This is a genomic window from Amycolatopsis echigonensis (assembly GCF_002846615.1).
GTDB lineage: Bacteria > Actinomycetota > Actinomycetes > Mycobacteriales > Pseudonocardiaceae > Amycolatopsis > Amycolatopsis echigonensis.
In genome coordinates this window covers 7,315,791-7,339,910 of record NZ_PJMY01000003.1, presented here as the reverse complement: position 1 = coordinate 7,339,910, position 24,120 = coordinate 7,315,791, and the positions used below count along the sequence as shown (strand labels likewise).

General features: G+C 71.2%; 22 protein-coding genes. 8 read left to right on the top strand and 14 right to left on the bottom strand.

The genetic code is table 11. From position 1 onward, the window contains the following. The first annotated feature begins 4 nt into the window (after positions 1-4). The gene (locus ATK30_RS39630) at positions 5-2,008 is read left to right on the top strand and encodes a glycoside hydrolase family 31 protein (RefSeq protein WP_101439827.1); all 2,004 of its coding nucleotides are present in this window, start codon (positions 5-7) and stop codon (positions 2,006-2,008) included. 40 nt (positions 2,009-2,048) lie between these two features. Here the strand turns inward: ATK30_RS39630 and ATK30_RS39625 are convergent, their stop codons facing one another. From ATK30_RS39625 to ATK30_RS39580, 10 genes are all read right to left on the bottom strand, one after another. Further along, the gene (locus ATK30_RS39625) at positions 2,049-3,671 is read right to left on the bottom strand and encodes a phospholipase C (RefSeq protein WP_101439826.1); all 1,623 of its coding nucleotides are present in this window, start codon (positions 3,669-3,671) and stop codon (positions 2,049-2,051) included. Positions 3,672-3,681: 10 nt separating this feature from the next. Beyond that, entirely contained in the window at positions 3,682-4,842 is a 1,161-nt protein-coding gene (locus tag ATK30_RS39620) for a Dyp-type peroxidase (protein WP_101439825.1), read from the bottom strand. Beyond that, a complete protein-coding gene (locus ATK30_RS39615) occupies positions 4,839-5,978 on the bottom strand; it encodes an EfeM/EfeO family lipoprotein (protein WP_101439824.1) in 1,140 nt (379 codons plus the stop codon). Before ATK30_RS39615 ends, ATK30_RS39620 begins: the two co-directional genes overlap by 4 nt. A 106-nt stretch (positions 5,979-6,084) precedes the next feature. Beyond that, positions 6,085-7,713, bottom strand: coding sequence for an alpha/beta hydrolase (locus ATK30_RS39610; protein WP_167442078.1), 1,629 nt, complete (start codon positions 7,711-7,713; stop codon positions 6,085-6,087). Positions 7,714-8,017: 304 nt separating this feature from the next. After that, positions 8,018-8,434, bottom strand: coding sequence for a nitroreductase family deazaflavin-dependent oxidoreductase (locus ATK30_RS39605; protein ID WP_220817422.1), 417 nt, complete (start codon positions 8,432-8,434; stop codon positions 8,018-8,020). Between the two features lie 46 nt (positions 8,435-8,480). Continuing rightward, on the bottom strand, positions 8,481-9,452 hold the full coding sequence (gene egtD, locus ATK30_RS39600; RefSeq protein ID WP_101439821.1) for an L-histidine N(alpha)-methyltransferase: 972 nt from the start codon (positions 9,450-9,452) through the stop codon (positions 8,481-8,483). Beyond that, complete coding sequence (gene egtC / locus ATK30_RS39595) at positions 9,449-10,213, bottom strand: ergothioneine biosynthesis protein EgtC (protein WP_101439820.1); 765 nt, start codon at positions 10,211-10,213, stop codon at positions 9,449-9,451. Before egtC ends, egtD begins: the two co-directional genes overlap by 4 nt. A gap of 4 nt (positions 10,214-10,217) precedes the next feature. Then, complete coding sequence (gene egtB / locus ATK30_RS39590) at positions 10,218-11,567, bottom strand: ergothioneine biosynthesis protein EgtB (protein WP_101439819.1); 1,350 nt, start codon at positions 11,565-11,567, stop codon at positions 10,218-10,220. A gap of 62 nt (positions 11,568-11,629) precedes the next feature. After that, positions 11,630-12,892, bottom strand: a complete 1,263-nt coding sequence (locus ATK30_RS39585) for a glutamate-cysteine ligase family protein (protein ID WP_101439818.1) — start codon at positions 12,890-12,892, stop codon at positions 11,630-11,632. Between the two features lie 198 nt (positions 12,893-13,090). After that, positions 13,091-14,017 (bottom strand): LysR family transcriptional regulator, encoded by a 927-nt coding sequence (locus ATK30_RS39580; RefSeq protein WP_101439817.1) that lies wholly within the window; start codon positions 14,015-14,017, stop codon positions 13,091-13,093. Between the two features lie 120 nt (positions 14,018-14,137). Between ATK30_RS39580 and ATK30_RS39575 the strand changes: the two genes are divergently transcribed. Next, on the top strand, positions 14,138-15,337 hold the full coding sequence (locus tag ATK30_RS39575) for a Glu/Leu/Phe/Val dehydrogenase dimerization domain-containing protein (RefSeq protein ID WP_101439816.1): 1,200 nt from the start codon (positions 14,138-14,140) through the stop codon (positions 15,335-15,337). A 354-nt stretch (positions 15,338-15,691) separates the two neighbouring features. Here ATK30_RS39575 and pip read toward each other — a convergent pair whose 3' ends face one another. From pip to ATK30_RS39555, 4 genes are read right to left on the bottom strand one after another with little or no spacing between them, the layout of a single operon-like run. Next, complete coding sequence (gene pip, locus ATK30_RS39570) at positions 15,692-16,639, bottom strand: prolyl aminopeptidase (RefSeq protein ID WP_101439815.1); 948 nt, start codon at positions 16,637-16,639, stop codon at positions 15,692-15,694. 10 nt (positions 16,640-16,649) lie between these two features. Next, positions 16,650-17,378, bottom strand: a complete 729-nt coding sequence (locus ATK30_RS39565) for an ESX secretion-associated protein EspG (protein WP_101441313.1) — start codon at positions 17,376-17,378, stop codon at positions 16,650-16,652. 24 nt (positions 17,379-17,402) lie between these two features. After that, entirely contained in the window at positions 17,403-18,188 is a 786-nt protein-coding gene (locus ATK30_RS39560) for a WXG100 family type VII secretion target (protein ID WP_158242567.1), read from the bottom strand. A gap of 34 nt (positions 18,189-18,222) precedes the next feature. Further along, positions 18,223-18,555, bottom strand: coding sequence for a hypothetical protein (locus tag ATK30_RS39555; RefSeq protein WP_101439813.1), 333 nt, complete (start codon positions 18,553-18,555; stop codon positions 18,223-18,225). A gap of 183 nt (positions 18,556-18,738) precedes the next feature. Between ATK30_RS39555 and ATK30_RS39550 the strand changes: the two genes are divergently transcribed. From ATK30_RS39550 to ATK30_RS39525, 6 genes are all read left to right on the top strand, one after another. Next, positions 18,739-19,326, top strand: coding sequence for a TetR/AcrR family transcriptional regulator (locus ATK30_RS39550; protein ID WP_009078063.1), 588 nt, complete (start codon positions 18,739-18,741; stop codon positions 19,324-19,326). 39 nt (positions 19,327-19,365) lie between these two features. After that, a complete protein-coding gene (locus ATK30_RS46650; protein ID WP_244194867.1) occupies positions 19,366-19,518 on the top strand; it encodes a hypothetical protein in 153 nt (50 codons plus the stop codon). Between the two features lie 351 nt (positions 19,519-19,869). Continuing rightward, positions 19,870-21,192 carry a hemolysin family protein gene (locus tag ATK30_RS39540; RefSeq protein ID WP_460431574.1) on the top strand — a complete coding sequence of 441 codons (1,323 nt, stop codon included), beginning with the start codon at positions 19,870-19,872 and terminating at the stop codon, positions 21,190-21,192. Then, positions 21,189-22,232, top strand: a complete 1,044-nt coding sequence (locus ATK30_RS39535; protein WP_101439811.1) for a hemolysin family protein — start codon at positions 21,189-21,191, stop codon at positions 22,230-22,232. The genes ATK30_RS39540 and ATK30_RS39535 overlap by 4 nt, the downstream gene beginning before the upstream one ends. 82 nt (positions 22,233-22,314) lie before the next feature. Next, positions 22,315-23,250: a 3-methyladenine DNA glycosylase gene (locus ATK30_RS39530; RefSeq protein WP_101439810.1), complete on the top strand. Its 936-nt coding sequence runs from the start codon at positions 22,315-22,317 to the stop codon at positions 23,248-23,250. Between the two features lie 89 nt (positions 23,251-23,339). After that, on the top strand, positions 23,340-24,026 hold the full coding sequence (locus tag ATK30_RS39525; RefSeq protein ID WP_101439809.1) for a substrate-binding domain-containing protein: 687 nt from the start codon (positions 23,340-23,342) through the stop codon (positions 24,024-24,026). The last annotated feature ends 94 nt before the right edge of the window (positions 24,027-24,120 follow it).

Sequence of the window (24,120 nt, the reverse complement as noted above, 5' to 3'; positions counted from 1 at the left end):
CCGCATGATCACCGTGGCCGACGACGGCCGGGCCCTCGAAGTCGCAGTGCGGCACGAAGTCCTGCGCATCGAACCGTGGGGAGCGAGCAGCGTCCGCGTCCGCGCGGCACAGCACGCGATCCGCGACGACCTCCCCGGCTCGCTGATTCCCCCGAAACCGGTGCCGGTGCACGTGACGTGCGAAGACCGCACCGCCTCGCTCGTCAACGGAGCGATCACCGCGGAGGTGACGATCGCCGGCACCGACACCGGGATCGACGCCCAGCTGCGGTTCGTCCGCACCGGCACCGGCGAGGAACTGCTTTCCGAGCAGCGCGCGCATTTCTGGTGGCCCGGCGCGCGGCTGTTCATGCCCGCCGACAACGGGTACGGCAGGCTCGAGCAGCGGTTCGCCGCGTACGAGGACGAGCGGATCTTCGGGCTGGGCCAGCGGACCCACGGCCGGCTCGACCAGAAGGGCCTGGTGCTCGATCTGGTGCAGCGCAACGCCGAGGTGTCCGTCCCGTTCCTGCTGTCCAGCCGCGGTTACGGGTTCCTGTGGAACTCGCCCGCGGTCGGCCGGGTGGAGCTGGCGGGCAACGGCACCCGCTGGGTCGCCGACCAAGCCCGGCAGATCGACTACTGGATCACGACCGGAGCGAACCCGCGGGAGATCCTCAGCCGCTACGCCGACGCCACCGGGCACGTTCCCCTGCTGCCGGAGTGGGCGTCCGGCTTCTGGCAGTCGAAGCTGCGCTACCGCACCCAGGACGAACTGCTGGCGGTCGCGCGGGAGTACCGCGAGCGCGGGCTGCCGCTGTCGGTCATCGTCGCCGACTTCTTCCACTGGACCCATCTCGGCGACTGGAAGTTCGACCCGGCGGAATGGCCGGACCCCGCCGCGATGATCCGCGAACTGGACGAGCTCGGGGTCAAGCTGATGGTCTCGGTCTGGCCGAGCGTCAGCCCGCTGTCGGAAAACTACCGCGAACTGCACGAACGCGGGCTCCTCGTCGGCACGCGGACCGGCGTACCCGCCCACGCGCCGTGGAACGACAAGGGGTTCGGCACCGAAATGCCGGTCTCCTTCTACGACCCGACGAACCCGGCCGCCCGCGAGTACGTCTGGGCGAAGATCAAGCAGAACTACTACGACCTCGGCGTGCGGGCCTGGTGGCTGGACGGCGACGAACCCGAACTGCAGCCCGGGCATCCGCAGAACCTCAGCTTCCACGCCGGTCCGGGCGCCGAGGTGGTGGGCCTGTACCCGCAGGCCAACGCCCGGACCTTCCACGACGGCATCCGCGCCGAAGGCGACGAGGAGATCGTCCTGCTCAGCCGGTCCGCGTGGGCGGGCAGCCAGCGCTACGGCACCGCCGTCTGGTCCGGCGACATCCCCGCCACCTGGGACGGGCTGCGCGCGCAGGTCCGCGCCGGGCTCAACCTCGCGGTGGCCGGGATCCCGTGGTGGACCACGGACATCGGCGGCTTCCACGGCGGCGACCCGGATTCGCCGGACTACCGCGAGCTGATGGTCCGGTGGTTCCAGTACGGCGTCTTCTGCCCGCTGTTCCGGCTGCACGGTTTCCGCGATCCCCGCCCCGCGTTCGGCCCGGAGATGACCGGCGGCCCCAACGAAGCCTGGTCCTACGGCGAGGAGGCGCTCGGGTTCATCGAGCAGTCGCTCCGGCTGCGCGAACGGATCCGGCCGTACCTGATGGCCCAGATGCGCGTCGCGCACGAGGAGGGTGTGCCGCCGATGCGGCCGCTGTTCGTCGACTTCCCCGACGACCCGGAAAGCTGGCGGCGGGACACGGAATTCCTCCTCGGCCCGGACGTGCTGGTCGCCCCCGTGCTCGAGCCGGGAGCCGCCGGGCGCGAGGTCTACCTGCCGCGGGGCGCGGACTGGACCGAAACCGGCACCGGGCGGCGCCATCCCGGCGGGACCGCGGTCGAGGCCGCCGCGCCGCCGGACCGGATCCCGGTGTTCCTCCGCGACGGCGCCCGCGTGCCGATCCTCCCCGAGTGACCGGCGGACCGGGCGGCGGTCCCGCCCGGTCCCCGCCCGCCTAGCCGACGACCGCGCCGGTCTTCGGGTCGAGCTTCAGCGGCTTCGCGTCCGGATGCGCGAAGTCGAACATCCCGGTCAACGGAGCCGCCAGCACGTCGAACGAGCCTCCGCCGACCCGGCCCAGATGCCAGTTGTCCTCGATGAACCGCAGCACCGACGTCTGGTCCGTCATCGTGTGGTCGACGTGGTTCACCTTGCTGTACGGCGAAATCACCAGCAACGGCAGCCGCGGGCCGTACCCGCAGCGATCCGCGGACCCGCCGAGCTTCACCGGCTTCGACGTGCACACCGAAGCGTCCTGCGCCGGGTCGTGCGAGCCGTTGACGATCTTCGGCGCTACGTGGTCGTACCAGCCGTCCGAATCGTCGTACGCCAGCACGATCGCGGTGTTCTTCCACTGCGGCGAGGCCTGGATCCGGTTGATCTCGTCGGCGACGAAGGCCTGCTCGTCCAACGGGTCCGAGTAGCCCGCGTGCCCGTCCTGGTACTCCGGTGCTTTCAGGAAGCTCACCGCGGGCATGGCCCCCGCGGCGAGAGCGTCGTTGAAGTCCCGCACGTCGTACTGGTGGTTCGCCTGGTCCTGCTGGCCCACGGCGTGCACCGAAGACGGCGGAAGGTGCTTCCGGTTGGCGGTCGACTGGTAGTACTGGAACGGTTCGTGGTGCGGGCTGTAGTCGACGGACGCCTGACCGCCCACGTTCGCGTGTTTCGTCCCGCAGACGGCGTACCCGTTCGCCTCGCCAGTGGGCCGGAACCCGCCCTCGAACCAGCCCCAGGTGACGCCGCGCGCGTTCAGCAGGTCGCCGACGTTGCGGCCCTGGAACGCGCCGAGGTTGTCGGTCGCGGTGTGGTTCTTGTCCGAGCAGTCGTCGAACGCCGGGTCCGGGTCGGTGATCATCGTGCCGACGCCGTGCGAGTCCGGCGAGGCCGCAGTCTGCGGGTCGACCTTCGGCTCGCCGGTGACCGAATCCACCGGCTGCAGGCCGTGCGTCTGGCCGGAGACGAGGTTGATCGCGCCGGGGCTGGACGGGCCGAAGACCGTGTTGAAGGAGTTGTCGTTCAGCGCGTAATGCTGGGCGTAGTTCCACATCGCGGTGACGGTGTTGCCGTCGAAGTAGTTCATCACCAGGCCGGGCTCGCCGAACAGCACCGGCTGCCCGGTGCACTTGTCCTTCTCGGTGTACTCAACGAACTTGTCCATCTTGCCGCCGTCGAACGCGGCCTGTTCCTTCTTGTAGTCGTGCGCCTGGTCGCAGGTGAGCGCCTGGTCCGGGCTCAGCCGCTTCGGGTTGTAGGCGTTCGGGTTGTGCTGCAGCAGCTCCGGCGTGAGGCCGTTGACCTTCGGAGTGCCGGGCGCGGCGTGGAACGGGGTCCCGTTTTCGTTGGTGGCGTTCGGATAGGTGCCGAAGTAGTGGTCGAAGGAGATGTTCTCGCCGAAGATCACCACGACGTGCTTGATCGGCGTCGAGGTCGTGAACGTCTCGGCGGCGATCGCGTGCGCCGGCGCCGAGGTCGACGCCGAACTGCTCGCGCACGCCGCGGCCAGCGCCGCGGTCGCCGCCAGCGCGGCTGCCGCGGTGGCCCGCTTCCTGGTTCGCTTCACTGCAGAACTCCTTCGCATCAACTCAGCATCAACCCAGCAGTGCCCGGCCGTAGTGGTCGGCCGGATCCGTCACGCCCGGGAACAGGTGGAAGTACCCGCCCCCGAACGGCGAGACGTAGTCGGTGAGCGGCTCCCCGGCGAGCCGCTTCTGCACGGCCTCGAACTGCTGCTCGAGGTCGCGCTGGTAGCAGGTGAAGACGAGGCCCATGTCGAGGTTGCCGTTCGAGTCGACGCCGCGGTCGTAGTTGACCGCGCGGCGCAGGATCCGCTGTCCGTCCGTCTGCGGCGTGCGCGGGTTCGCGAGCCGGATGTGGCTGGTCAGCGGGATGACCGTGCCGATCGGGTCCTCGGCGTAGCGCGGCACGTCCTGTTCGGCCGCGCCGTCGAGCGGCGCGCCGGTGTCGCGGCGGCGCCCGATCATGTTCTCCTGCTCCGACAGCGACACCCGGTCCCAGAACTCGACCAGCATCCGGATCAGCCGGACGACCTGGTAGCTGCCGCCGTCGTCCGTCCACACGAGACTGTCCGCTTCGGACGGTCCGGGATTCGCCGTGCCGTCCTTGAACCCCAGCAGGTTGCGGGGTGTCCCGGCCGGACGCGGAGGCGAAGTGAATCCGTCGATCTTCCAGCGCAACTGCATCCCGCCGCGGGTCGATCGGGCGATGTCGCGCAACGCGTGCAGCACGGTGTCCGGTTCGGCGGCGTTGAGCACGAGACTCAGGTCGCCGTGACACCATTGCGGATCGAGCGCGTCGTCCGGGAACGTCGGCATCTGCTTGAGCTTCGGCGGTTTGCGCGCGGCGAGCCCGTACCGGTCGTCGAACAGCGAGGCGCCCGCGCCGACGAGCACGGACAGCTGACCTTCCGGGACTTCGGGACCGAGGACGCCGGAATCCGCGGGCGGCCCGGTGATCCCGACCGAGGCGGGCGCGCCGCCGCTGGTGAGGAACCGCGCGCGGGCGGTGAGCTGCTTGAGCAGGTCGGTGAGCTCGGCGCGGTTCTCGGCGACAACGTCGAACGCGGCGACGACCGAATGCCTCGCTGGCTCCGCCAGTACGGCTGTCTGCCGGGAACCGTGGAACGGCACCGCTCCCCTGGCCGCCGTCGCGCTTCCGGACAGGCCGACCAGGCCCGCGCCCGCTCCGGCGGCCGCCGCTCCGCGCAGGAAGGCTCGCCGCCCCAGGGTCACGACGTCCTCCTCGGCTCCGCGATCGCCGCCACCGGGGCCAGACGTTCGGTCAGCTCCGCGACATCAGCGTTGACCCGCTGCCGCTCCTTCCGATCAAGCGCCGAGAGCGGCTTCCCGGCCACCGCTTGAAGATCCCGATCAGTGCGCGCGATCCAGGCGTCCAGGTCCTTCAAGCCGGGGAACCGAGTCGTCAGCAACGGACGCAACACATCGAGCACCGCACGCGTCCCAGCAAGATTCGCGCGTGCGGTCGCCAGGTTGGAGCCGCTGCCGTAGTCGGTGCGGCCGGTCAGCTCGAACTGGAGAGTGTTCTCCATGATTTCGTGCGAGCGCAGGCCGAGATCGTTCTCGTTGATCTGGGCGTTGGCGAACGACGTGCGCAGCTTCTGGACCGCTTGGCCGAGCTGGTCGGCGACCGGGCTGAGCGCGGACATCGGTTCGTTGTGCCACAAGCCGTTCTCGAGACGGTGGAAGCCGGTGAAGCCCGGATCGGCGGCTCCGGCGGGCAGCCCGGCGGTCGTGCCATTGATGGCTCGGTCCGAATCGCCGAAGGCGTTGTAGGCGGCGCCGAGCCGTTCGTAGGTGAGGTGGGCGGTGAGCCAGGCCTGTTGCGCCGCACCCCGATTGCCCGAACGGACGGCTTGCGCCAGCGCGGCGGTCTGGCCGGCGAGCGTGCCGAGGCCGTCGGCGACATAGGCGTGGTACTGCTTGAGCGGCCCGAGCAAATCCGCGTTGGTCACGGGCACCACCGCGGGTCCAGGCCGATCCGCGCCACCGGTGACCTGCACGGTAGGGCCAACGAACGGGGTGCCGTCCTCGGGGGCGCAGCGCAGGGCGTACGCGCCGTTGCCGAAGTTCACCGGCAACGCGCGCGTCGTGCCGGGGCCGACGCCTTCCAGTTCCCCGAAGACCGTGCCGGTGGCCGGGTCGACGAGGTCGATTTCCATCGTGACGGCGGCGTTGTTGCGGACCTGGAGGGTCTGCGGCCCGGCCGGCGGCGCGGTCCAGCCGTCGCCGCAGGCCGAGCGCGAAACCTCGACCGGACCGGGCTGGGCGGGCGAGCCGGAGCAGCCGGCGAGCACCGCGGTCCCGAAGAGCACCGCGGCCGCGCCGAACCCGCCCGCCCAGCGCCGCACGTCAACTCCCCTCAGGTGAACTTCTGGCGGACACTTTCACCGATCCGCCCGGCGCTGACAAGAGGGTTGTGCCGTTATGCCCGGTTCCGGGCCGAAGATCAACCGATCAGCCCTTCGCGGCCGAAGTGAAGGGCTGCCGGTCCGGCTGGAACACCTGGCCGTCGGCGGGCACCTTCAAGTCGATCAGGTACGCCGCGGCCGCGTCGTCCACGCCCCGCGCGCGGCCGAGGATGCAGTGGCCGAACGCGTCGACCGACAGCAGCCGCGAGTTGCCCAGCTCCTCGGCCATCCGCCGGCCGAACCGGTATCGGGTGGCCGGATCGTAGAAGTTGCTGACCACGAGCACCGGCGTCGCGGTGTTCGCCCGCCACGGACCGCGGTACGGGTCGGACGTCTTCGCGGCCGGCCACACCGGGCAGGCGGCGATGTCGGAGAACACCTGGTAGCGGCCGAACGTCGGCGATTCGCGGTCCGCCTTGGCCGCGATCCCCGGTACCTGCTCCTGCCGGATCCGCATCGGCTTGTCCGCGCAGTTCACCGCGAAATACGAGTCGTCGCCGGTGTAGGGGCTGTCCGGGACGAGGTCGAGCAGACCGCCGCGGCCCGCGGACAGGAGGCCCTTCCGCGCGGACTGGGCCTGGAGCGACGGGTGCAGCACCGAATACGCCTGCTGCAAGCCCTCCGCCAGCTCGCTGAAGGAATCCGGCGAATACAGCGCGCCCGACACCGCGCCGGTCAGCGCGCCGAGGTCGAGCTTCGTGCCGCCGGGCAACGTGATCGGGTCGGTGCGCACGTGTTCGCGCAGCTCGTCGAACTTCGCCTGCGGGTCGCCCGCGCTGAACGCGCACTTGTCGCCCGCTTGGGCGCAGCGCTTGAGGAAACCGTCGAGCGCGATCTCGAAGCCCTGCGCCCGCGCGAGGTCGTAGATGACGCCGTCGTTGGTGCGCAGCTGCGGGTCGACGTTCCCGTCGATCACGATCGCCCGCGTCTGCGTCGGGAACATCGCCGCGTAGGTGGACCCGACGAGGGTGCCGTACGAGAACCCGGTGTAGGTCAGCTGCTTGTCGCCGACCGCGGCGCGCAGCTGGTCGAGATCGCGCACGACGTCACGGGTGGACATGTGGTCGAGCAGCGCTCCCGCGTTGCGGCGGCAGAACTGGCCGTAGTCTCGGTACGCCGCGAGCGTGCCGGAGATTTCCTTGCGCGACAACGGAACCGGGACCATCTGGCTCTGCACGTCCGCGGCGTCCTCGGCGGTGGTGAAACAGCGCAGCGGATTGCTGGCCCCGACGCCGCGCGGGTCGAACCCGACGAGGTCGAAGCGGTCCAGCACCTGCGGGCGGAAGTAGCGGTCGCCCGCGATCGGCATCCGCAGCCCGGACCCGCCGGGACCGCCCGGGTTGAGGAACAGCGACCCGATCCGCTGGCCGGGGACCTTGGCGGCGCGCTTCATCAGCGCGATGTCGATGCTGCCGAGCGACGCGTCGTCGTGGTCGATCGGCACGCGGTAGAGCGAGCAGCTGTACAGCTTCAGCTGATCGGCCGGGACGCCGCGCAGCTGGTCCTTGGTGCAGTCCTCCCATTGGACCGGCGCGGTGCGCGCGATCTCCGCGGGTGCGGCTTGCTGCGCCGCCGGGTCGGACGGCGCCGCCGCGGCTGTGCCCGCCAACCCGGTCAGCACGGTCGCGATCGCCGCGACCAATGCTCCGGTTCGTGCTCTTTTCGCTCCGCGCACGTGGAATCTCCCCTGGTTGCGCACCCGCCTGATTACGGGGCGTCACCGAGACTGGCACAATCCGGCCAAGCCGGGCACCGGCCAAAAGGAGGAAGTGCGGGTTCTGACGAGCGACAACGGCGTGGTTGCCGACGGGCTGCCCGGCTCGCCCGTCAGCAGCGAAAAAACGGCGAGAGCTTCACCGGGCGGGCAGTGGCCGCCCTGGACCGCCGGGGCCTGCCCGGCGGATCCCGTCGAATTCTCGTCGGCCAGGCGGCGGACAGTCTCGAACCGGCAGGTCGCCCTCGACGGCCAGAGCGAGCGCTCAGCAGCGGGTCAGCACGAATACCGGCAGCTGCCGCCCCGCCGCTTCCCGTTCCATTTCGTACCCCGGCCAGAACTCGAGCAGTTCCGCCCACATCCGGTCGTACTCCGCGCCCTCCAGTTCCCGCGCCTTGACCTCGATCTCGCGACCGCGCAGCGCGATGGTCGCCTTCGGGTTGTCGCGCAGGTTGTGCGTCCACGCCGGGTTCTTCGGGCGGCCCCAGTTGGAGCCGGTGAGCACGAACTCGCTGCCGTGCGGGTAGTACAGCAAGTTCGTGCTCCGCGGCAGGCCGCTGCGGCGTCCGGTGGTGGTGAGCCGCAGCGACGGCAGCCCGGCCAGGCCGACCAGGCTGACCCGGCCGCCGAACCACCGGTGCAGCTGCCGGTCGGTCGCGATGACGGCGCGCGACGCGCCCATCAGCCGGGGCTGGGTGCCGAGCTTGCGGGCGAGCGCCGCGAGAGGGTTATGCACGCACTGATCTTGCCAAACTCACCCCGAAGCGCTCCTGTGAGTCTGTCCACCACCGCTCCAGCGCGAACCCGGCGGCGTTCAGTTCCGCCTCGACGCCGTCCGGCCGGAACTTCGCCGACACCTCGGTGCGGATGTGCTCGCCCTCGGCGAACGGCACGATCAGGTCCGCGCCGGGGATGCGCACCTCGATCCGGCCCCGGGCGCGCAGCCGCATTTCGATCCACTCGTGCTCGGCGTCCCAGTGCGCGACGTGGTCGAATTCGTCCGGGTCGAAGTCCGCGCCCAGTTCGGCGTTGATCACGCGCAGCACGTTGCGGTTGAACGCCGCGGTGACGCCTGCCGCGTCGTCGTAGGCCCGTTCCAGCGTTTCCGGGTCTTTCACCAGGTCGGTGCCGAGCAGCAGCCACTCCCCTTCGCCGAGCACGTCCCGCACCGAGCGCAGGAACTCGGCGCGTTCGCCGGGCAGGAAATTGCCGATCGTGCCGCCGAGGAAGGCGACGACCCGCGGCGCGGTGCCGGGCAGCAGCTGCAGGTGCTGGGTGAAGTCGCCGACCACCCCGCGCACCTCGAGCTTCGGGTAGTCCGCCGTGATCGCCGCGGCGGCCTCGGCGAGCGCGGATTCCGACACGTCCATCGGCACGAACGCCTCCAGCGTGCCGTGCGCGGTGAGCGCGTCAAGCAGCAGCCGGGTCTTCTCGCTCGATCCCGACCCCAGCTCCACGAGCGTGTGCGCGCCGGTCTGCCCGGCGACCTCGGCCGCCCGCCGCGCGAGCACCTCGCGTTCGCTGCGGGTCGGGTAGTACTCCGGCAGCGCGGTGATCTTCTCGAACAGCTTGCTGCCTTCGGCGTCGTAGAACCACTTGGGCGGCAACCACTTCTGGTCCGCGGTGAGCCCCTCGCGCACGTCCGCGCGCAATTCGGCGGTCACGTCGCGGCGATGGCTCTCCAGGTCCGCTTCGGTCATCGGGCGGTGCTCCGTTCCAGGGTCAGGGGAAGAACGTCGACGCCGGCCGCGGTGGCGCGCACGGCGTGGCGGTCGGGCACGGCGGTCCAGGCCGGGTCCGGATCGCACGGCTCGGACGCCAGCACCACGCCGGTTTCGGTGCGGCGCACGGACAACGCGTGCGTCCAGGCGGTGCCGACGAGCAGTTCGCCGTCGGTGAGGAGAAGGTTCAGCCGCGAGCCAGGGGCGACCGCCTCGACGTCGCGCACGAGGCCGGTCACCGCTTCGAGCGGCTCCTCCCCCGCACGCAGCCGGGCGCGCAGCAACGCCCACAGCAGCGCGGAATCCGTCGGCGCTTCGAGCGTGAACAGCTCGGCGACGTCCAGCTGTCCAGCCAGCCCGCGCATCGAACCGGGCCAGCCGCGCACCACGCCGTTGTGGCTGAACAGCCACCGGCTCTCCGTGAACGGCGCGGCGGCCGCTTCGGTGACCGGCATTCCGGTGGTGCCGTTGCGCACCGCCACGACGAACGCCGTGGTGCGCACCGAAGCGGCCAGCGCGGGCAGCGTCTGGTCGGTCCACAACGGCTCGCGGCGGCGGTAGCGCTGCGGCGGCGCACCCGGTTCCGGGTACCAGCCGAGGCCGAAGCCGTCGGCGTTCACCGAACCGCCGCCGCGCATGTCGAGCGGCGCGTACGACTGCACGAGCAGCGCGTGCGGCGCGGCGAACATCAGCTCCGCCGGGGACACCGGGGCGCCGAGATAGGCAATATGACGGCACATCCGGCTATCCCGCCTCGCCCGGGCGCGGATCGCGCGCGCACCGGAACCCGGAGAAGATCTGCCGCCGGATCGGGTAGTCCCAGTTGCGGAACGTGCCCCGGATCGCCGCCGCGTCGGTGCCGAACGACCCGCCGCGCAGGACCTTGTACTCCGGTCCGAAGAACACCTCCGAGTACTCCCGGTACGGGAACGCCGCGAAGCCCGGGTAGCCGTGGAAATCGGTGCTCGTCCACTCCCAGACGTCGCCGATCAGCTGGTGCACGCCCAGCGGCGACGCGCCGGCCGGATACGCGCCCGCCTCGGCCGGGCGCAGGTGGCGCTGCCCGAGGTTGGCGTGCTCGGCCGTCGGTTTCTCGTCGCCCCACGGGAATCGCCGCGACCGCCCGCTCGCCGGGTCGTGCCGGGCGGCCTTCTCCCACTCCGCCTCGGTGGGCAGCCGCTTGCCCGCCCAGCGCGCGTACGCGTCCGCCTCGTAATAAGAGACGTGCACGACCGGCTCGTTCTCCGGGACGCGCTCGCGCACGCCGAAGCGGGTGCGCCACCAGCCGTCCGGTTCGCGGTGCCAGAACCGGGGCGCGGTGATGTCGTGCTCCTGCCGGTACGCCCAGCCGGACTCGCTCCAGAACCGCCGGTCGTTGTAGCCGCCGGACTCCAGGAACTCGACGTACGCCCCGCAGGTGACCGGCGTGGTGTCGAGGACGAACGCGGGCACGTCGACCTCGTGCGCCGGGCGTTCGTTGTCCAGTGCCCACGGTTCGGCGGTGGTGCCCATGGTGAACCGGCCGCCGGGCACGAGCACCTCGGCGGGCAGCTTCCGGGCGGGCGCGCGCGGGGGCTCCGGGGCGTGCAGCACCGGTTCGCCCTTGCGCAGCTGGTGGGTGGCCAGCATCGTCTCGTCGTGCTGCTGTTCGTGCTGGGTGATCATGCCGAACGCGAACGCGCTCTCGGTGAGCCGCCTGCCCTCCAGCGGCGCGGTTTCCAAGACGTCGAACGCCTTTTCGCGAACTTCCTTCACGTAGGCCCGGGCCTCGGCCGGGCCGAGCAGCGGCAGCGCGGGACGGTCGGCGCGGGGGTGCTGGAAGGCGTCGTAGAGGTCGTCGATGTCCGGCCGCAGCGGCTCCCGTCCGCCGACGTCGCGGACCAGCCACAGTTCTTCCTGGCTGCCGATGTGCGCGAGGTCCCACACGAGCGGCGACATCAGCTTCGAATGCTGCCGCACGAGGTCTTCGTCGTCGACCGCGTCGGTGAGGGCCACGCTGCGCTCGCGCGCCCGGGTGAGGGCCGCGGCCGCGTGCGCCCGCAGGTCTTGCGGGCTCAGCTCCAGCAACGGGTTCTGTTCGGGGATGGTGCTCATGGCTCCTGACTCCTCGAGTCCGGTTCGCCGGGCGCCCGGCCCGGCGGTGTTCTCGGTCCTGCTCATCGGGATTGGCGCGGCACCCCGGCGGCCCGGGCGCGCAGCCCGGCGGCGAGCCGGGCCGCGGTGCCGCCGGGGAGCCCGGCGGCCGGGAGCCCGGCGATGCCCAGCTCCACCAGTTCGCTGGCGACCGCCGCCAGCTGCGCGTCGGCCATCCCGCACCGGGCGGCGCCGTCCCAGCGGCCGGCCACCGGCGCGCACACCTCGCGCACTTTGTCCACAGTGGACTGATTCGCCAGCAGCCCGGTGACCAGCGCCACCGGAGCCAGCCATTCCCCCGGCGGCTGCCCGTCCAGGTATCTCAGCTCGAGATAGCCCCGCGGCCGCACCGGGGTGAACATCGTGGTGAGGTGGTAGTCGAGGTCCGCGACCGTCGGGCGGCGCAGCACGGCGGCCGCGCCCCGGCCGCCGATCCACTCGGCGAAGGTCAGCCCTTCCGGCGCGTCCCACGGCCGTTCGCCGCGCGGGAACACCATCAGCGGCGTGTCCATCATCCGGCGGGCCCATTCGCGCGCCGGGTCCGCGCCCGGCTCGGGCGACTGCGTGCGGACCGGCTCGGTTTCCCGCACCGCGAGCCAGCGCGCCGACGCGAATCCGGTGTCCGATCCGGCGTGCACGCGGGAATTCGCGAACAGCGCCAGCAGCGGCGGACCCATCGCGTGCGCGGCCGCCCAGCGCGCGGCGACCTCATCGGCCTCGCCCGCGTCCACGCAGATCTGCAGGCCCGCGGTACTGCACATCATGGTGATGCCGCCCGCCCCGATGGGGGCGAACCGGCGTTCCATGGCGGCGTAGCGAGGGGTGCGCAGAACGCGCCGGGGAGGGCGGTGCGCGTCGATGCCCGCGGCCCCGAGTTCGAGGCCGTGGCGGGCGAGAAGAGCGGTGAGATGAGCGAGATCGGCCTCCACAGCCGCGTGCAGCGCACGCAGCGAGGCCTGCGGCGGAGCTGAGATCTCCACCTGGCACCCGGGCTCCAGGCTCACCGGCGCACCGGCCGGGAGCGGGACCGCGGGACTGTCGGGGCGCAGCGTCCGCGGGGTGTGCGGACCGAGCGCCGTGGCGAGGACGTCGGGGTCGAGGGGGCGGGCCGGGTCGCCGGAATGGTGCACGGTGAACTCCAGCTCCACGCCGAGCAGTCTCGGAGGGCCGTGCTTGAAACACACCGACGCGACGTACTGCTCCCCTTCCGCGCGGTCGGCAAGCACCCGCGCGGTCAGGTTCGCCGCACTCCCGGATCTGTCCGGAAAATCGTGCACTGCGGTCATCTGTCGCCGTCCGTTCAGGAGGTCCGCGGGGCCGGACCTCGTCGCTTCGCGACGCTACACGCGGGGTCCGACAAAAACAGGGCCGCGAAGCCCCGGCGACGACCGATAAGGAACTCGTAATCCAGGCTGACCTGGGAGTTCACCGAACGGATCATCCTCGCGGGAACAGCGGGCACTGCTCCATCCGGGGCACCCCGGTCACGGCAAGGCGGGCTCGGTGCCCAGCCCCAGCTCGGCCGCGGCCTCCTGCACCGCGCCGATCACCAGGTGCAGCGCCGGGCGCCGGATCTCGGTGCGCCGGTAGGCGATCGACACCGTCCGCAGCAGCGGCGGGGCGAGCGCGACCACGTCGATCCCCGGCGGCCGCAGCAACCGCAGGCCGAGATCCGACACCAGGGTGACGCCGAGCCCGGCGCCCACCATCGCCATCGCGGTCGACTGCTCCTCGACCTCGTGGTTGATCTTCGGCTGGAAACCGTGCCGCTGGCAGGCGATCCGGATCGCACGGCCGAAATGGGACTTCGGGCTCGCGAGGATCCACGGGTGCTCGGCCAGCGCGTCGAGCGGCGCCGTGGCGGACGGCAGCGCGCCCGCCGGGACCGCCGCGTGCAGCCGCTCCACCGCCACGACCGCGCGCTCCAGCCCGTCGCTCAGCTCCATCGGGGCGTCGGAGTAGTCGATGACGAACGACAGGTCCAGCGTGCCGTCCCGGACCGCCTCCGCGGTCGCTTCCGGGGCCAGTTCCTTCGTCCGCACTTGGATTCCCGGGTAGTCGGCGGCGAGCGCGGTGAGCGCGGTCGGCAGCAGACCGGACGCGACCGACGCCCAGACGCCCGCGGTCAGCCGGGCGGACACCGAGCCCTGCGCCTCCTCCAGCGCGAGCGTCGCCCGCTCCACCGAGCTCAGGATGTCCTCGGCGTGCTCGGTGAGCAGCATGCCGAGTTCGGTCAGCTGCACCCGGCGGCCGAGCCGTTCGAACAGTTTCGCGCCGACGTCGCGTTCGAGCTGCGCGAGTTGCTGGGATACCGCCGAAGCGGTGTAATGCAGCGCCACCGCGGCCGCGGTGACCGTGCCCCTGCGGTGCAGTTCCCGGAGCATCCTCAAGCGATGCAGCGAAAGCTCCATGTACGAACCCTAAACAACTTCGTGCACATTCGGTAAATGGACGCGGGCCCCGCTCCGGCCCCACCCTCGAAAGCAGGCGGCGAACAGCGCCGCCAAGGACTCGAGGAGGTGAGTGGCTCGATGGACCCGCGGATCGCCGAACCGCTGATGAAGCTCACGTGGACCGACCCCGTCACGGGTGCGCACGGCTACCTGGTCGTGCACAGCCTGGTCTCCGGCGTCGCCACGGGCGGCACGCGGATGCGCGCCGGCTGCACCGTCGACGAGGTGGCGGACCTCGCGCGCGGCATGGCCAACAAGACAGCCGCTTTCAACCTCCCGGTCGGCGGCGCGAAGGGCGGCATCGACTTCGACCCCAAGGACCCGCGCGCGACCGGCGTGCTCACCCGCTTCTGCGAATTCCTGCGCCCGTGGCTGGACGCCAGCTGGGTGACCGCCGAGGACCTCGGCGTGCCGCAGCACCTCATCGACGAGGTTTTCGCGACGCTGGGGCTGGAGCAGTCGTACCACGCCGCGATCCGCCGCTCGGCCGATCCCGAACGCACGCTCCGCCGGGTGCAGGCCGGGCTCAACGCGCCGGTCCCGGGCGGGCAGCTGCTCGGCGACGTGATCGGCGGCTACGGCGTGGCGCAGGCTTGCCTCGGCGCGGCGAACACCTGGGGCTGGGGCATTGAGGAGACGACTGTCGCGATCCAGGGCATCGGCACGATGGGCGGCGGCGCGGCCTGGTACCTGCACGAGGCGGGGATGAAGGTCGTCGCGGTCGCGGACGCCGCGGGGACGTTGTACGACCCCGAGGGCCTGGATGTGCCCGCACTGCTCGAGCTGCGCGACCGGTTCGGGGAGGTCGATCGCGCGCGGTTGCCGGAGGGGGTCCAGTCGCTGCCGCGCGAGGCGGTGGTGGCGGCTGACGCGGACATCTTCGTGCCGGCGGCGATTTCGTACGCGTTGCGGGTGGACAACGAGAATCTGGTCAAGGCCAAGGTGGTCGTGGAGGCGGCCAACGCGGCTACGACTCCGGAGGCCGAGGCGGCGCTGTCGGCGCGTGGGGTCGCGGTGATCCCGGACTTCATCGCCAACGCCGGGGCTGCGGCTTGGGCTTGGTGGCTGCTCCTCGGGGAGGTCGGGGCGGATCCGGCCGATTCCTTCTTGCGGCTCCGGACGGAGATGCAGGCCAAGGTGGCGCTGGTGTTGGCGGAGTGGCATTTGGACCGGGTTCCGCCGCGGGTCACGGCGTTGCAGCAGGCTGAGGCGGTGCGGGAGGCGCGGACCGCGGAGGCGCTCAGTCCGCAGGGGGCTCCTGTGCTGATGATTCCGTGAGCGGTGGGGTGGCTCGTCGCCTGTCGGCGACATCGCAGGTGGGTGTGTGCGTGGGGCACCCCGAAGCCTGAGTGTGCTGACGGTCTGGGGGTGCTTGTCAAGGCGGGAAAGATGCCTTGACAAGCACCCCCAGACCGCAGGGAGGCTTCGTATCGGGGTGCGGGGGTGGTGTGGGTGCCTGGATCTGTTGAGTGGGTTGGCTGCGGTTTTGGCGGTGAGTCGGCGCGGGCTGGGGAAGGTCGGCTGCGGTTCGCGGCCGGGGCTGGCGCCCCGATGCCGCGTTCGGTGTGTCGCCGAAACGCTTGCGGGTCGTGAAGGGCTCCTTCAGGGAATCCACGTCCGTGAAGGGCCCCTTCACGGACGGGTGGCGAATTTGTCCGTCGCGCCGATCAGGGCTTCTTCCATCGAGGGGACGGCGGTGGTGTGGCCCGCGCCGCTGACGAGGATCAGTTCTGCGTCGGGAATCGCGCGTTCCAGGAGCCAGGGGGTGCCGACCAGGCTGCTCAGATCCAGGACGCCTTGCACCAGGACGACGGGGATTCCGGCCAGCCGATGTGCGTCGCGAAGGATGGCGCCGTCTTCCAGAAAGCAGCCTTGCGAAAAGTAGTGGGTGACCAGGCGGGCGAAGCCCAGGCGGAACCTCGGGTCGTCGAATTTCGGGGAGGGCGGGACGCCGGGCAGCATGGCGGTTTCCCAAGCGCACCAAGCTTGCGCGGCGGCCTCGTGGACTGCCGGGTCCGGGTCCGTCAGCAGGCGGCAGTAGGCCGCGGCCAGGTCGCCGTCTCGGTCGTTTTCCGGTACGCCTTCGCGGAATCGGGCGAAGGCCTCCGGGAACATTTCGCCCAGGCCGCCGGTCAGGTGGTCGATTTCGATCTGGCGGTCGGTGGCCAGGCCCATCATGACGATTTCGGTCACCCGCTCCGGATGCCGCACCGCGTAAGTCAGGCCTAGCACGCAGCCCCAGGAACCGCCGAAAAGCTGCCAGCGTTCGATTCCCAGTTTTTCCCGCAGCAATTCGAAATCGCTGATCAGGTGGCTGGCGGTGTTCGCCTTCAGCGCCTCGACACTGTCGCCCGCGTGCGGGGTGCTGCGGCCGCTGCCGCGCTGGTCCAGCAGGACAATCCGGTAGCGCTCCGGATCGAAGAACCGGCGCATTCCTTCGCTGCAGCCGGTTCCCGGGCCGCCGTGCAGGACCGCTACGGGTTTGCCGTCGGGGTCGCCGCAGGTTTCCCAGTACACCTGGTGCCCGTCGCCGACGTCGAGCATCCCGCTGTCGTACGGCTCGATTTCCGGATAGCGCACCGCGTTCCCCTCAGTTCAGGGTGCGCTCCAGAGCCCGCAGCGCACCGCAGAGTTCAGCCGGGCCGGCCGGCCCGATCCGGATTTCCGCGTCCGGCCCGGCCCCGACGGTGTAGCTCAGGTACCGGCCCCAGTCCGTGTCCGCGTAGTGCAATGGTTCTTCCAGCCGGACGTACCGGCCGACATCGTCGCGCCGTCCCGCATACAGTTCTCCGCTGCCGTGCACCGGACGCTGCACCAGAGTTAGCACGTCCGACAACACCGGGTCCAACGGAAAAGCGTCCTCGCCGCGCCGGGCGGCTTCCGTCAAGTCCGCGACGCGCACACTGCGCACCTGCCCGCCGCCCGGGCCGACCGCCGGCAACTGCTCGACGAGCGTTTCCAGCACGCGCTCGCGGTCGATCTCCTGGACTCCGACGTGTTCGCCGTCCGACACCGCGAGCACCGCCTGCAATCCGCTCGCCGCGGCGAGCACGCCGTACGTGCGGTCGCCGGTCGCGACCCAGCCGTAGTACTCGATGACCGGGCGCACGAGCAGCGGCAGCCAGTCGAGGAAGTCCACCGTGGCCCGGCCGCGCGAGTCGACCAGTCCGGCCACCGCCAGCGCGTCGTCCACCCGTTTGGCCGCTTCGTCGCGCTCGGTTTCCGACAGCCACGCCGGATCCGGCCGCAGCGTCACGTGCAAGCGGCCCACCTGCTCGCGTTCGGCCAGCGCCGCGAGCGCTTCGACCGGGACGTCCACTCGTCCCGCCGGATCGGCCACCGGCTACTCCTCCTCGTCGCCGAGAACCGGCAGGGTCGCCGAACCGTCGAGGCCGAAAACGCCCTCCGGGTCGGGCTCGAGGAGATAGTCCGGCCGCCAGTGCAGGCCGTCGCCGGGACTACCCGGTGCGGCCGGAGCGCCGCCGACGGCCGGTCCCGAGCCGCGCTGGGACGGTTCGCTCACCGGAGCGGGGAGCACCGCGGCGCCGGGGCCGTTCCGGTCGTGGCTCGCCGCGGCCTGCGTGGTCGTGCTGTCCGGAGAGGTCCGGCGGATCGCGGCGGCATCGGGCACGATCGGGCCGTATTGCTTCGGCAGCACGCGTTTCGTGTTCACCGTGACGCCGTGGTACTGCTCCATCACCCGGACGTTGTTCTCGTTCGCGGCGTGGAACCGGTCGATTCCGTCCTGAAAGGACGCTGGCGCGGCCGACGCGGGCAGCACCGCCTGCAGCGGCCCGGCCCACGGCTGCGGCCGCTCCGGCCGCGGCGGCACCTCGACGACCGCGTGCCGCGAGCTTTCGAAGCTGCTGGCCTGGGTGTCCATCGACGCGCTGGTGAGGTCGAGCGGATCGGCGGACTCCCGGAACCCGGCCTCGACCGGTCCCGCGCCCGCCTTCGCCGCGTCCGCGGAGTCGCCGGTCCACGACCGCACCATCCGCTCCTGCAGCTCTTTCACGCTCTGTGCGCGCTCCAGGTACGCCGCGGAAAGCTCCTGGACCTTCGCCGCGGCAGCACGCAACCCGGACGTGTCGCCGCCGCGGAAGTTGTCGAAGATCTGCTTGCCGTCCACCTGGTTCCCTTCGTGCGCAGCCGGGATCGTCCGCTTACCGGCCGCGGCCGAGATCGGCGCCGGCCCGGTCCGCCTCGGCTGTCCGGTCCCGCGCGGTGCGCAGCTTGTCGAGGTATCCGGCGGCGTACCGGTGCAGCGCCTCGTTCTGGTCGCGCAGCGTGCGCAGGGAGTCCGCGCCGGCGGCGGCGTACTCCGCGCTCGCCGGGTCGGCGCCGGGAGCCGCGAAGACCTCGAGGATCTCGTCGATCGCGCGGCCGTCGGCGGCGATCTTGCCGAGCTGGTCCTCCCACAGCCGGATGACGGCGGTCAGCTCCGCCGCGTCCATGGCGAAACCGCCCCGCGCACGGCCCGACTCGCCGATGACCAAGGCCGCTCCCTTTCCCGGTGCTCACGTCGTGAGGTGCAGTCGTGATGTGCACAGCGTAGTCAACCGGCACGGTCGTGTCAGCCGAGAACCCGGCAGTGTGACCGCGCGCATCCGTTCCCCCGTCACGTCACAGTACGTACGTACGGATTGCGAGAACCCGGTCCGCGATGTCAGGATTTCAGGATGCCACGGGTCAGCCAGGATCACCTCGACGCACGCCGCCGGCAGATCCTCGACGGCTCGCGCGTGTGCTTCGCACGCTACGGCTACGAGGGCGCCACAGTACGCCGCCTCGAAGAAGCGACCGGATTGTCGCGCGGGGCCATCTTCCACCACTTCCGCGACAAGGAATCGCTCTTCCTCGCCCTCGCCGAGGACGACGCGGTGCGGATGGCCGACGTCGTCGCCGAACAGGGCCTGGTCCAGGTCATGCGCGACCTGCTGGCCGGGAACAGCGAACACCCGGCGGACTGGCTCGGCACCCGGCTGGAGGTGTCCCGGCGGCTGCGCACCGACCCGGAGTTCCGCGGCCGGTGGGCGGAACGCTCGCAGCAGCTGACCGAGGCCACCCGCGACCGTCTCGAATGGCAGCGCAAGGCCGGCAACCTGCGCGACGACGTCGACGTCAGCGTGCTCACCGCGTTCCTGGAACTCGTGCTCGAAGGGCTCGTCTCGCACCTCGCGATGGGCCTGCCCGGCGACGATCTCGGCCCGGTGCTCGACCTGGTCGAAGAAACCGTGCGGCGCCACCGGCCGGGCGCGCGCGGCTAGGCACCCGCGCGACCGCCGGGTTCGGGTGAACTGTGCGCCGTGGATCTCCTCGCCGCCCACGGCAGCGCATCGGTACGCGATCTGGTGAACCATCTGACCGTCGAACAACTCTGGGTACCGCATCTGCGCGCCGGAGCGACGCTCGAGGAGGTCGGCCCCCTCGTGGCCTTGCTGGGCCGTCGGCCGCGCTGAAACACCACAGTGGACAGAGCCCGACGCCTCCGCGCGGCGTGTTTTCCGTAACTCCCCGAACTCGCCCGCCGAGCGGAGCACCGCGCGACCTGGCCGCGACACCGCTGGCCGAGCCGCTGTCCCCCGCCCTGGCGGGGCGGAAAACCCGGAGCCGGGTTCGCGTCCTGTCGCGGCGCGGCTGCCCGGACCCGGTACGATTGTCGGCATCGTCGCACTACAACCCAGTTCTCCCGAGGAGTGACTTCCATCCGTGCGCGCTGCGCCATCGCCCGGTGACAGTACCGGGCCGGGTCTCCGACGACCCGGCTTCCCGCCTGCCGTCCGTTCCGCCGTTCCGGCCGGTGCGCCGTGATCCACGTCCTGCTTTCCGTGCTCGGCGTGCTGCTCTTCCTCCTCCTCACGATCGGCACCGGCCTCGCCGTGGCCGCCGAGTTCTCGCTGACCGCGCTCGAGCGCAGCACGGTCGACGCGAACGTCCGCCAGGTCGGTGACAAGCGTTCGCGCACGGTGCAGAAGGCGCACCGCACGCTGAGCTTCCAGCTGTCCGGCGCGCAGGTCGCGATCACGCTCACCACGCTGGTCACCGGTTTCCTCGCCGAACCGCTCATCGGCGACCTCGTCCGCCCGCTGCTCGACGCGATGGGCCTGCCCGCTTCGGCGGCGGCCGGGGTCGCGGTGGCGGTCGCGCTGGTGCTGGCCACGTTCCTGTCGATGATCCTCGGCGAGATGGTGCCGAAGAACATCGCGATCGCCCGGCCGCTGCCGACCGCCCGCGCCGTTTCCGGCTACCACGCCCGGTTCTCCGCGCTGTTCCGCTGGCTCATCACGCTGATGAACAACAGCGCGAACTTCCTCGTCCGCAAGTTCGGCATCGAGCCGCAGGAGGAGCTCCGTTCGGCGCGGTCGCCGCAGGAGCTGGGCTCGATCGTCCGCTCCAGCGCGGAAAGCGGGAAGCTCGACACCTCCACCGCGGAGCTGCTGGACCGGTCGCTGCGCTTCGGCGACCGCACCGCGGACGAGCTGATGACCCCGCGCGTGCAGGTCGAATCGCTCACCGTCGACGACACGATCGACGACCTGATCGACATCTCCCGGCGCACCGGGTTCTCGCGGTTCCCGGTCTACACCGAGGATCTCGACGACGTCCAGGGCGCGGTGCACGTCAAACAGGCGTTCGCCGTCCCCGCCGCGGACCGCGCGACCACCCGGATCCGCTCGGCGATGCGCCCGGTGCCGACGGTGCCGGAGTCGCTTCCCGGCGACGATCTGCTGAACCGGCTGCGCGATTCGCGCTTCCAGCTCGCGATCGTGGTGGACGAGTACGGCGGCACCGCCGGGCTGGTCACGCTGGAGGACGTGGTCGAGGAGATCATCGGCGACGTCCGCGACGAGCACGACGAGCGCGAGGCCCCGGCCGCGCAGCAGCTCGGCGCGGACCGCTGGCTCGTGTCCGGGCAGCTGCGCGCGGACGAGGTCCGGGACGTCACCGGCTTCCGGATGCCCGAGGGCGACTACGAAACGATCGCCGGCCTGATCCTGGAGCGCCTCGGCGCCATCCCGGCCGAGGGCGACGAAGTCGAGGTCGACGGCTGGCGGCTCGCGGTCACCAGCATGGACCGGCACCGCGTCGCCGAGGTCCAGGTCCGCCCGGCCGAACGCGAGGTGACCGCGTGAGCGACTGGCTGAACATCGCCCTCGTCGTGGTCCTGCTGCTGGCCAACGCGTTCTTCGTGGGCGCGGAATTCACGCTGATCTCGTCGCGCCGCGACCGGCTGGAAGCGTTGCTGGAACAGGGAAAGACGCGTGCGCAGATCGTCATCAACGCGAGCAAGCACGTGTCGCGGATGCTCGCCGGGGCCCAGCTCGGGATCACCATCTGCTCGCTGCTGCTCGGCCGCCTCGGCGAGCCCGCGGTCGCGCACCGGCTGTCCGGGTTCTTCGACCTGCTCGGCCTGCCCGACGAGCTGCTGCACCCGATCTCGTTCGCGATCGCGCTGGCGTTCATCACGATGCTGCACGTGCTGATCGGCGAGATGGTGCCGAAGAACCTCGCGATCGCCGAGCCGGAGCGGCTGGCGCTGTGGCTCGTGCCGGTGCACGTGGCGTGGGTGAAGGTGGCGAACCCGGTCATCGCGTTCCTCAACTTCGCCGCGAACTCCTTGCTGCGTCTGATGAAGGTCGAGCCGAAGGACGAGCTGGAAACCGCGTACAGCTCCGACGAACTGGCCGAACTGCTCAGCGAATCGCGCCAGGAGGGCCTGCTCGACCAGTCCGAGCACCAGCGGCTTTCGCAGACGCTGTCGTCGGTCGCCAAGACCGTCGCGGACGTTCTGGTGCCCACCTCGGAACTCAGGACGCTCCCTTGCGGGCCGACGCTCGGCGACGTCGAGCGCGCGGTGTCCACCACCGGGTTCTCGCGGTTCCCCGTGTGCACCGAGGACGGTTCGCTCACCGGCTACATCCACGTCAAGGACGTTCTCGACCTCGTCGGCCAGGACCCCGGCACGGTGATACCGGACGACAAGACGCGGGCGCTCACCGAACTGCGGTCGGACGCGCGGCTCGACGTCGCGCTTTCGGCCATGCGCAAGGAAGGCAGCCACCTCGCGCGGGCGCTCGACGCTTCCGGCGCGGCCGTCGGCGTGGTGGCGCTGGAAGATCTCGTCGAGGAATACGTGGGCACCGTGCGCGACGGCACCCACGTGGCGGCATGAGCGCAGCTTGCCAGCGAATCATCAGCACTCATGCAGCCGCCTCCCCGATGACCAGCGTGAAACTCGCCAAGGAGGCGGCGGCATGAGTGCGCCGATGGTGCTCGCCGAGGCGGACTGGCAGGCCCGGGAGCGAGCGCACGCCGAGCGGATGCGCGCGTGGACCGGGCCGCACCAGGAACGCCGGGCGCGCGGCGAGAAGCATCCGGTGCTGGATTTCCTGTTCACCTACTACTCGCATCGGCCCGGCCACCTCGAACGCTGGCAGCCGGGTCCGGGCGTGGTGCTCGCGGGGCCGTCGGCCCGGCGGTTCCTCGAGCGTCCGGCCTACGTCGAGACCGAGGCCGGAGTGATGCTCGACCCGGCGGCTTTCACGGGCCGCCGGGCGCGCACCGCCGAGTTCGTGCTGAAGCTGCTGTCGGCCACGGCGTCCCGGTCGCCGCGGCTGAGCTGCTTCGGACTGCACGAGTGGGCCATGGTCTACCGCGAGCCCGCGGACTCGGTGCGGCACGCGCAGGTCCCGCTGCGGCTCGGGTCGGCGAGGACCGACGAGGTCGTGGAATCGATGGACATCCGGTGCGGGCACTACGACGCGTTCCGGTTCTTCACCGCTCCGGCACGGCCGCGCAACACGCTCGCGCCGACTCGGGAAGCGCAGGTCGAGCTGGAGCAGCCGGGCTGCCTGCACGCGAACATGGATCTGTTCAAATGGGCGTACAAGCTCGATCCGTTCGTGCCCGCCGAGCTGGTCGGCGACTGTTTTGCGCTCGCCGCGGACGTCCGTGAACTGGACATGCGGGCCAGCCCGTACGATCTGTCGGACTACGGCTACCGGCCGGTGCCGATCGAGACCGCCGAAGGGCGGGCCTCCTACGCCCGTGCCCAAGCCGGATTCGCCGAGCGGGCCGCGCCGCTGCGGGCCCGCCTGATCGGCCTCTGCCGCGCGCTTCTCGCCGACCCGGCGAAGCCGCCGGAACCCGTGCCGAAGTCGCTGGACCACGGAACCGGCAACTCTGCGTAACGGTATTCACTGCAGGTCGCTGGCCTGATAGAGTGATAACGATTCGATTGCATGACTGAGCGTGTTGTGCACATCACGAAAGGACAACGATGGGGCGTCACAGCCTGCCCGAGGAGCCGGTGCCGCATCCCCTCGATCCGCCCAAGCGGCCCGCCGGCCGCAGCGAGACGACCGGCTCGCACCGGATCGTCGCCAAGAAGGCGCCGCGCAGGCGGATCGCGAAGTGGCCGCTCGTGGCCCTGGGGCTCGTGGTGCTCGCCGCGCTCGGCGTCGTCGGCTGGAACTGGGCCGACAGCGTGCTCAACAACCGCGCCGAGGCGCAGGCCGCCAGCTGCAACGGCGGCCGCACCGACGTCCGGATCGTGGTGACCCCGCAGATCGCCAAGCCGGTCGAGGCCGCGGCGGCGCGGTGGAACCAGGACCTGACGCAGGTGCACGGCAGCTGCGTGCACGTGGCCGTGCAGAGCAAGCCCGCGTCCGACGTGCTGAACGCGCTCACCGGCAAGTCCTCGCTCGACTCCATCGGCGGCCTGCCCGACGGCTGGATCCCCGAATCGTCGTACTGGATCACCCAGCTGTCGAAGGCCAAGCCCGACGTCATCGGCTCGCCCGCGATGCCGATCGGCTCCGGCCCGCCCGCGGACTACCCGTTCGTCGGCCTGTCCGGCACGTCGATCGACGAGGTCCAGCAGCGCGGCACGCAGAGCTTCCGGGCGTTCCTGAAGGAACCGGCGCAGCTGGCCGACTTCGCGGCGGCGGGCATCCGCGCCTCCTGATCCCTGACCGCACCAGCGCCGCCTCCGCCCGCACCCGGGCCGGGGCGGCGCTGTGCGTTCGGGGCGGGGCCGGGCTAGCGGCTGGCGGGCGAGG

What these genes read in the sequence shown, in the direction of transcription:
- ATK30_RS39550 (WP_009078063.1), top strand. Translation starts at nt 18,739, where the DNA reads ATGCCACGGGTCAGCCAGGATCACCTCGACGCACGCCGCCGGCAGATC.
- ATK30_RS39605 (WP_220817422.1), bottom strand. Translation starts at nt 8,434, where the DNA reads ATGGGCGCGTCGCGCGCCGTCATCGCGACCGACCGGCAGCTGCACCGG.
- ATK30_RS39630 (WP_101439827.1), top strand. Translation starts at nt 5, where the DNA reads ATGATCACCGTGGCCGACGACGGCCGGGCCCTCGAAGTCGCAGTGCGG.
- ATK30_RS39580 (WP_101439817.1), bottom strand. Translation starts at nt 14,017, where the DNA reads ATGGAGCTTTCGCTGCATCGCTTGAGGATGCTCCGGGAACTGCACCGC.
- egtC (WP_101439820.1), bottom strand. Translation starts at nt 10,213, where the DNA reads ATGTGCCGTCATATTGCCTATCTCGGCGCCCCGGTGTCCCCGGCGGAG.
- ATK30_RS39575 (WP_101439816.1), top strand. Translation starts at nt 14,138, where the DNA reads ATGGACCCGCGGATCGCCGAACCGCTGATGAAGCTCACGTGGACCGAC.
- ATK30_RS39525 (WP_101439809.1), top strand. Translation starts at nt 23,340, where the DNA reads ATGGGGCGTCACAGCCTGCCCGAGGAGCCGGTGCCGCATCCCCTCGAT.
- egtD (WP_101439821.1), bottom strand. Translation starts at nt 9,452, where the DNA reads ATGACCGAAGCGGACCTGGAGAGCCATCGCCGCGACGTGACCGCCGAA.
- ATK30_RS39530 (WP_101439810.1), top strand. Translation starts at nt 22,315, where the DNA reads ATGAGTGCGCCGATGGTGCTCGCCGAGGCGGACTGGCAGGCCCGGGAG.
- egtB (WP_101439819.1), bottom strand. Translation starts at nt 11,567, where the DNA reads ATGAGCACCATCCCCGAACAGAACCCGTTGCTGGAGCTGAGCCCGCAA.
- ATK30_RS39585 (WP_101439818.1), bottom strand. Translation starts at nt 12,892, where the DNA reads ATGACCGCAGTGCACGATTTTCCGGACAGATCCGGGAGTGCGGCGAAC.
- ATK30_RS39625 (WP_101439826.1), bottom strand. Translation starts at nt 3,671, where the DNA reads ATGCGAAGGAGTTCTGCAGTGAAGCGAACCAGGAAGCGGGCCACCGCG.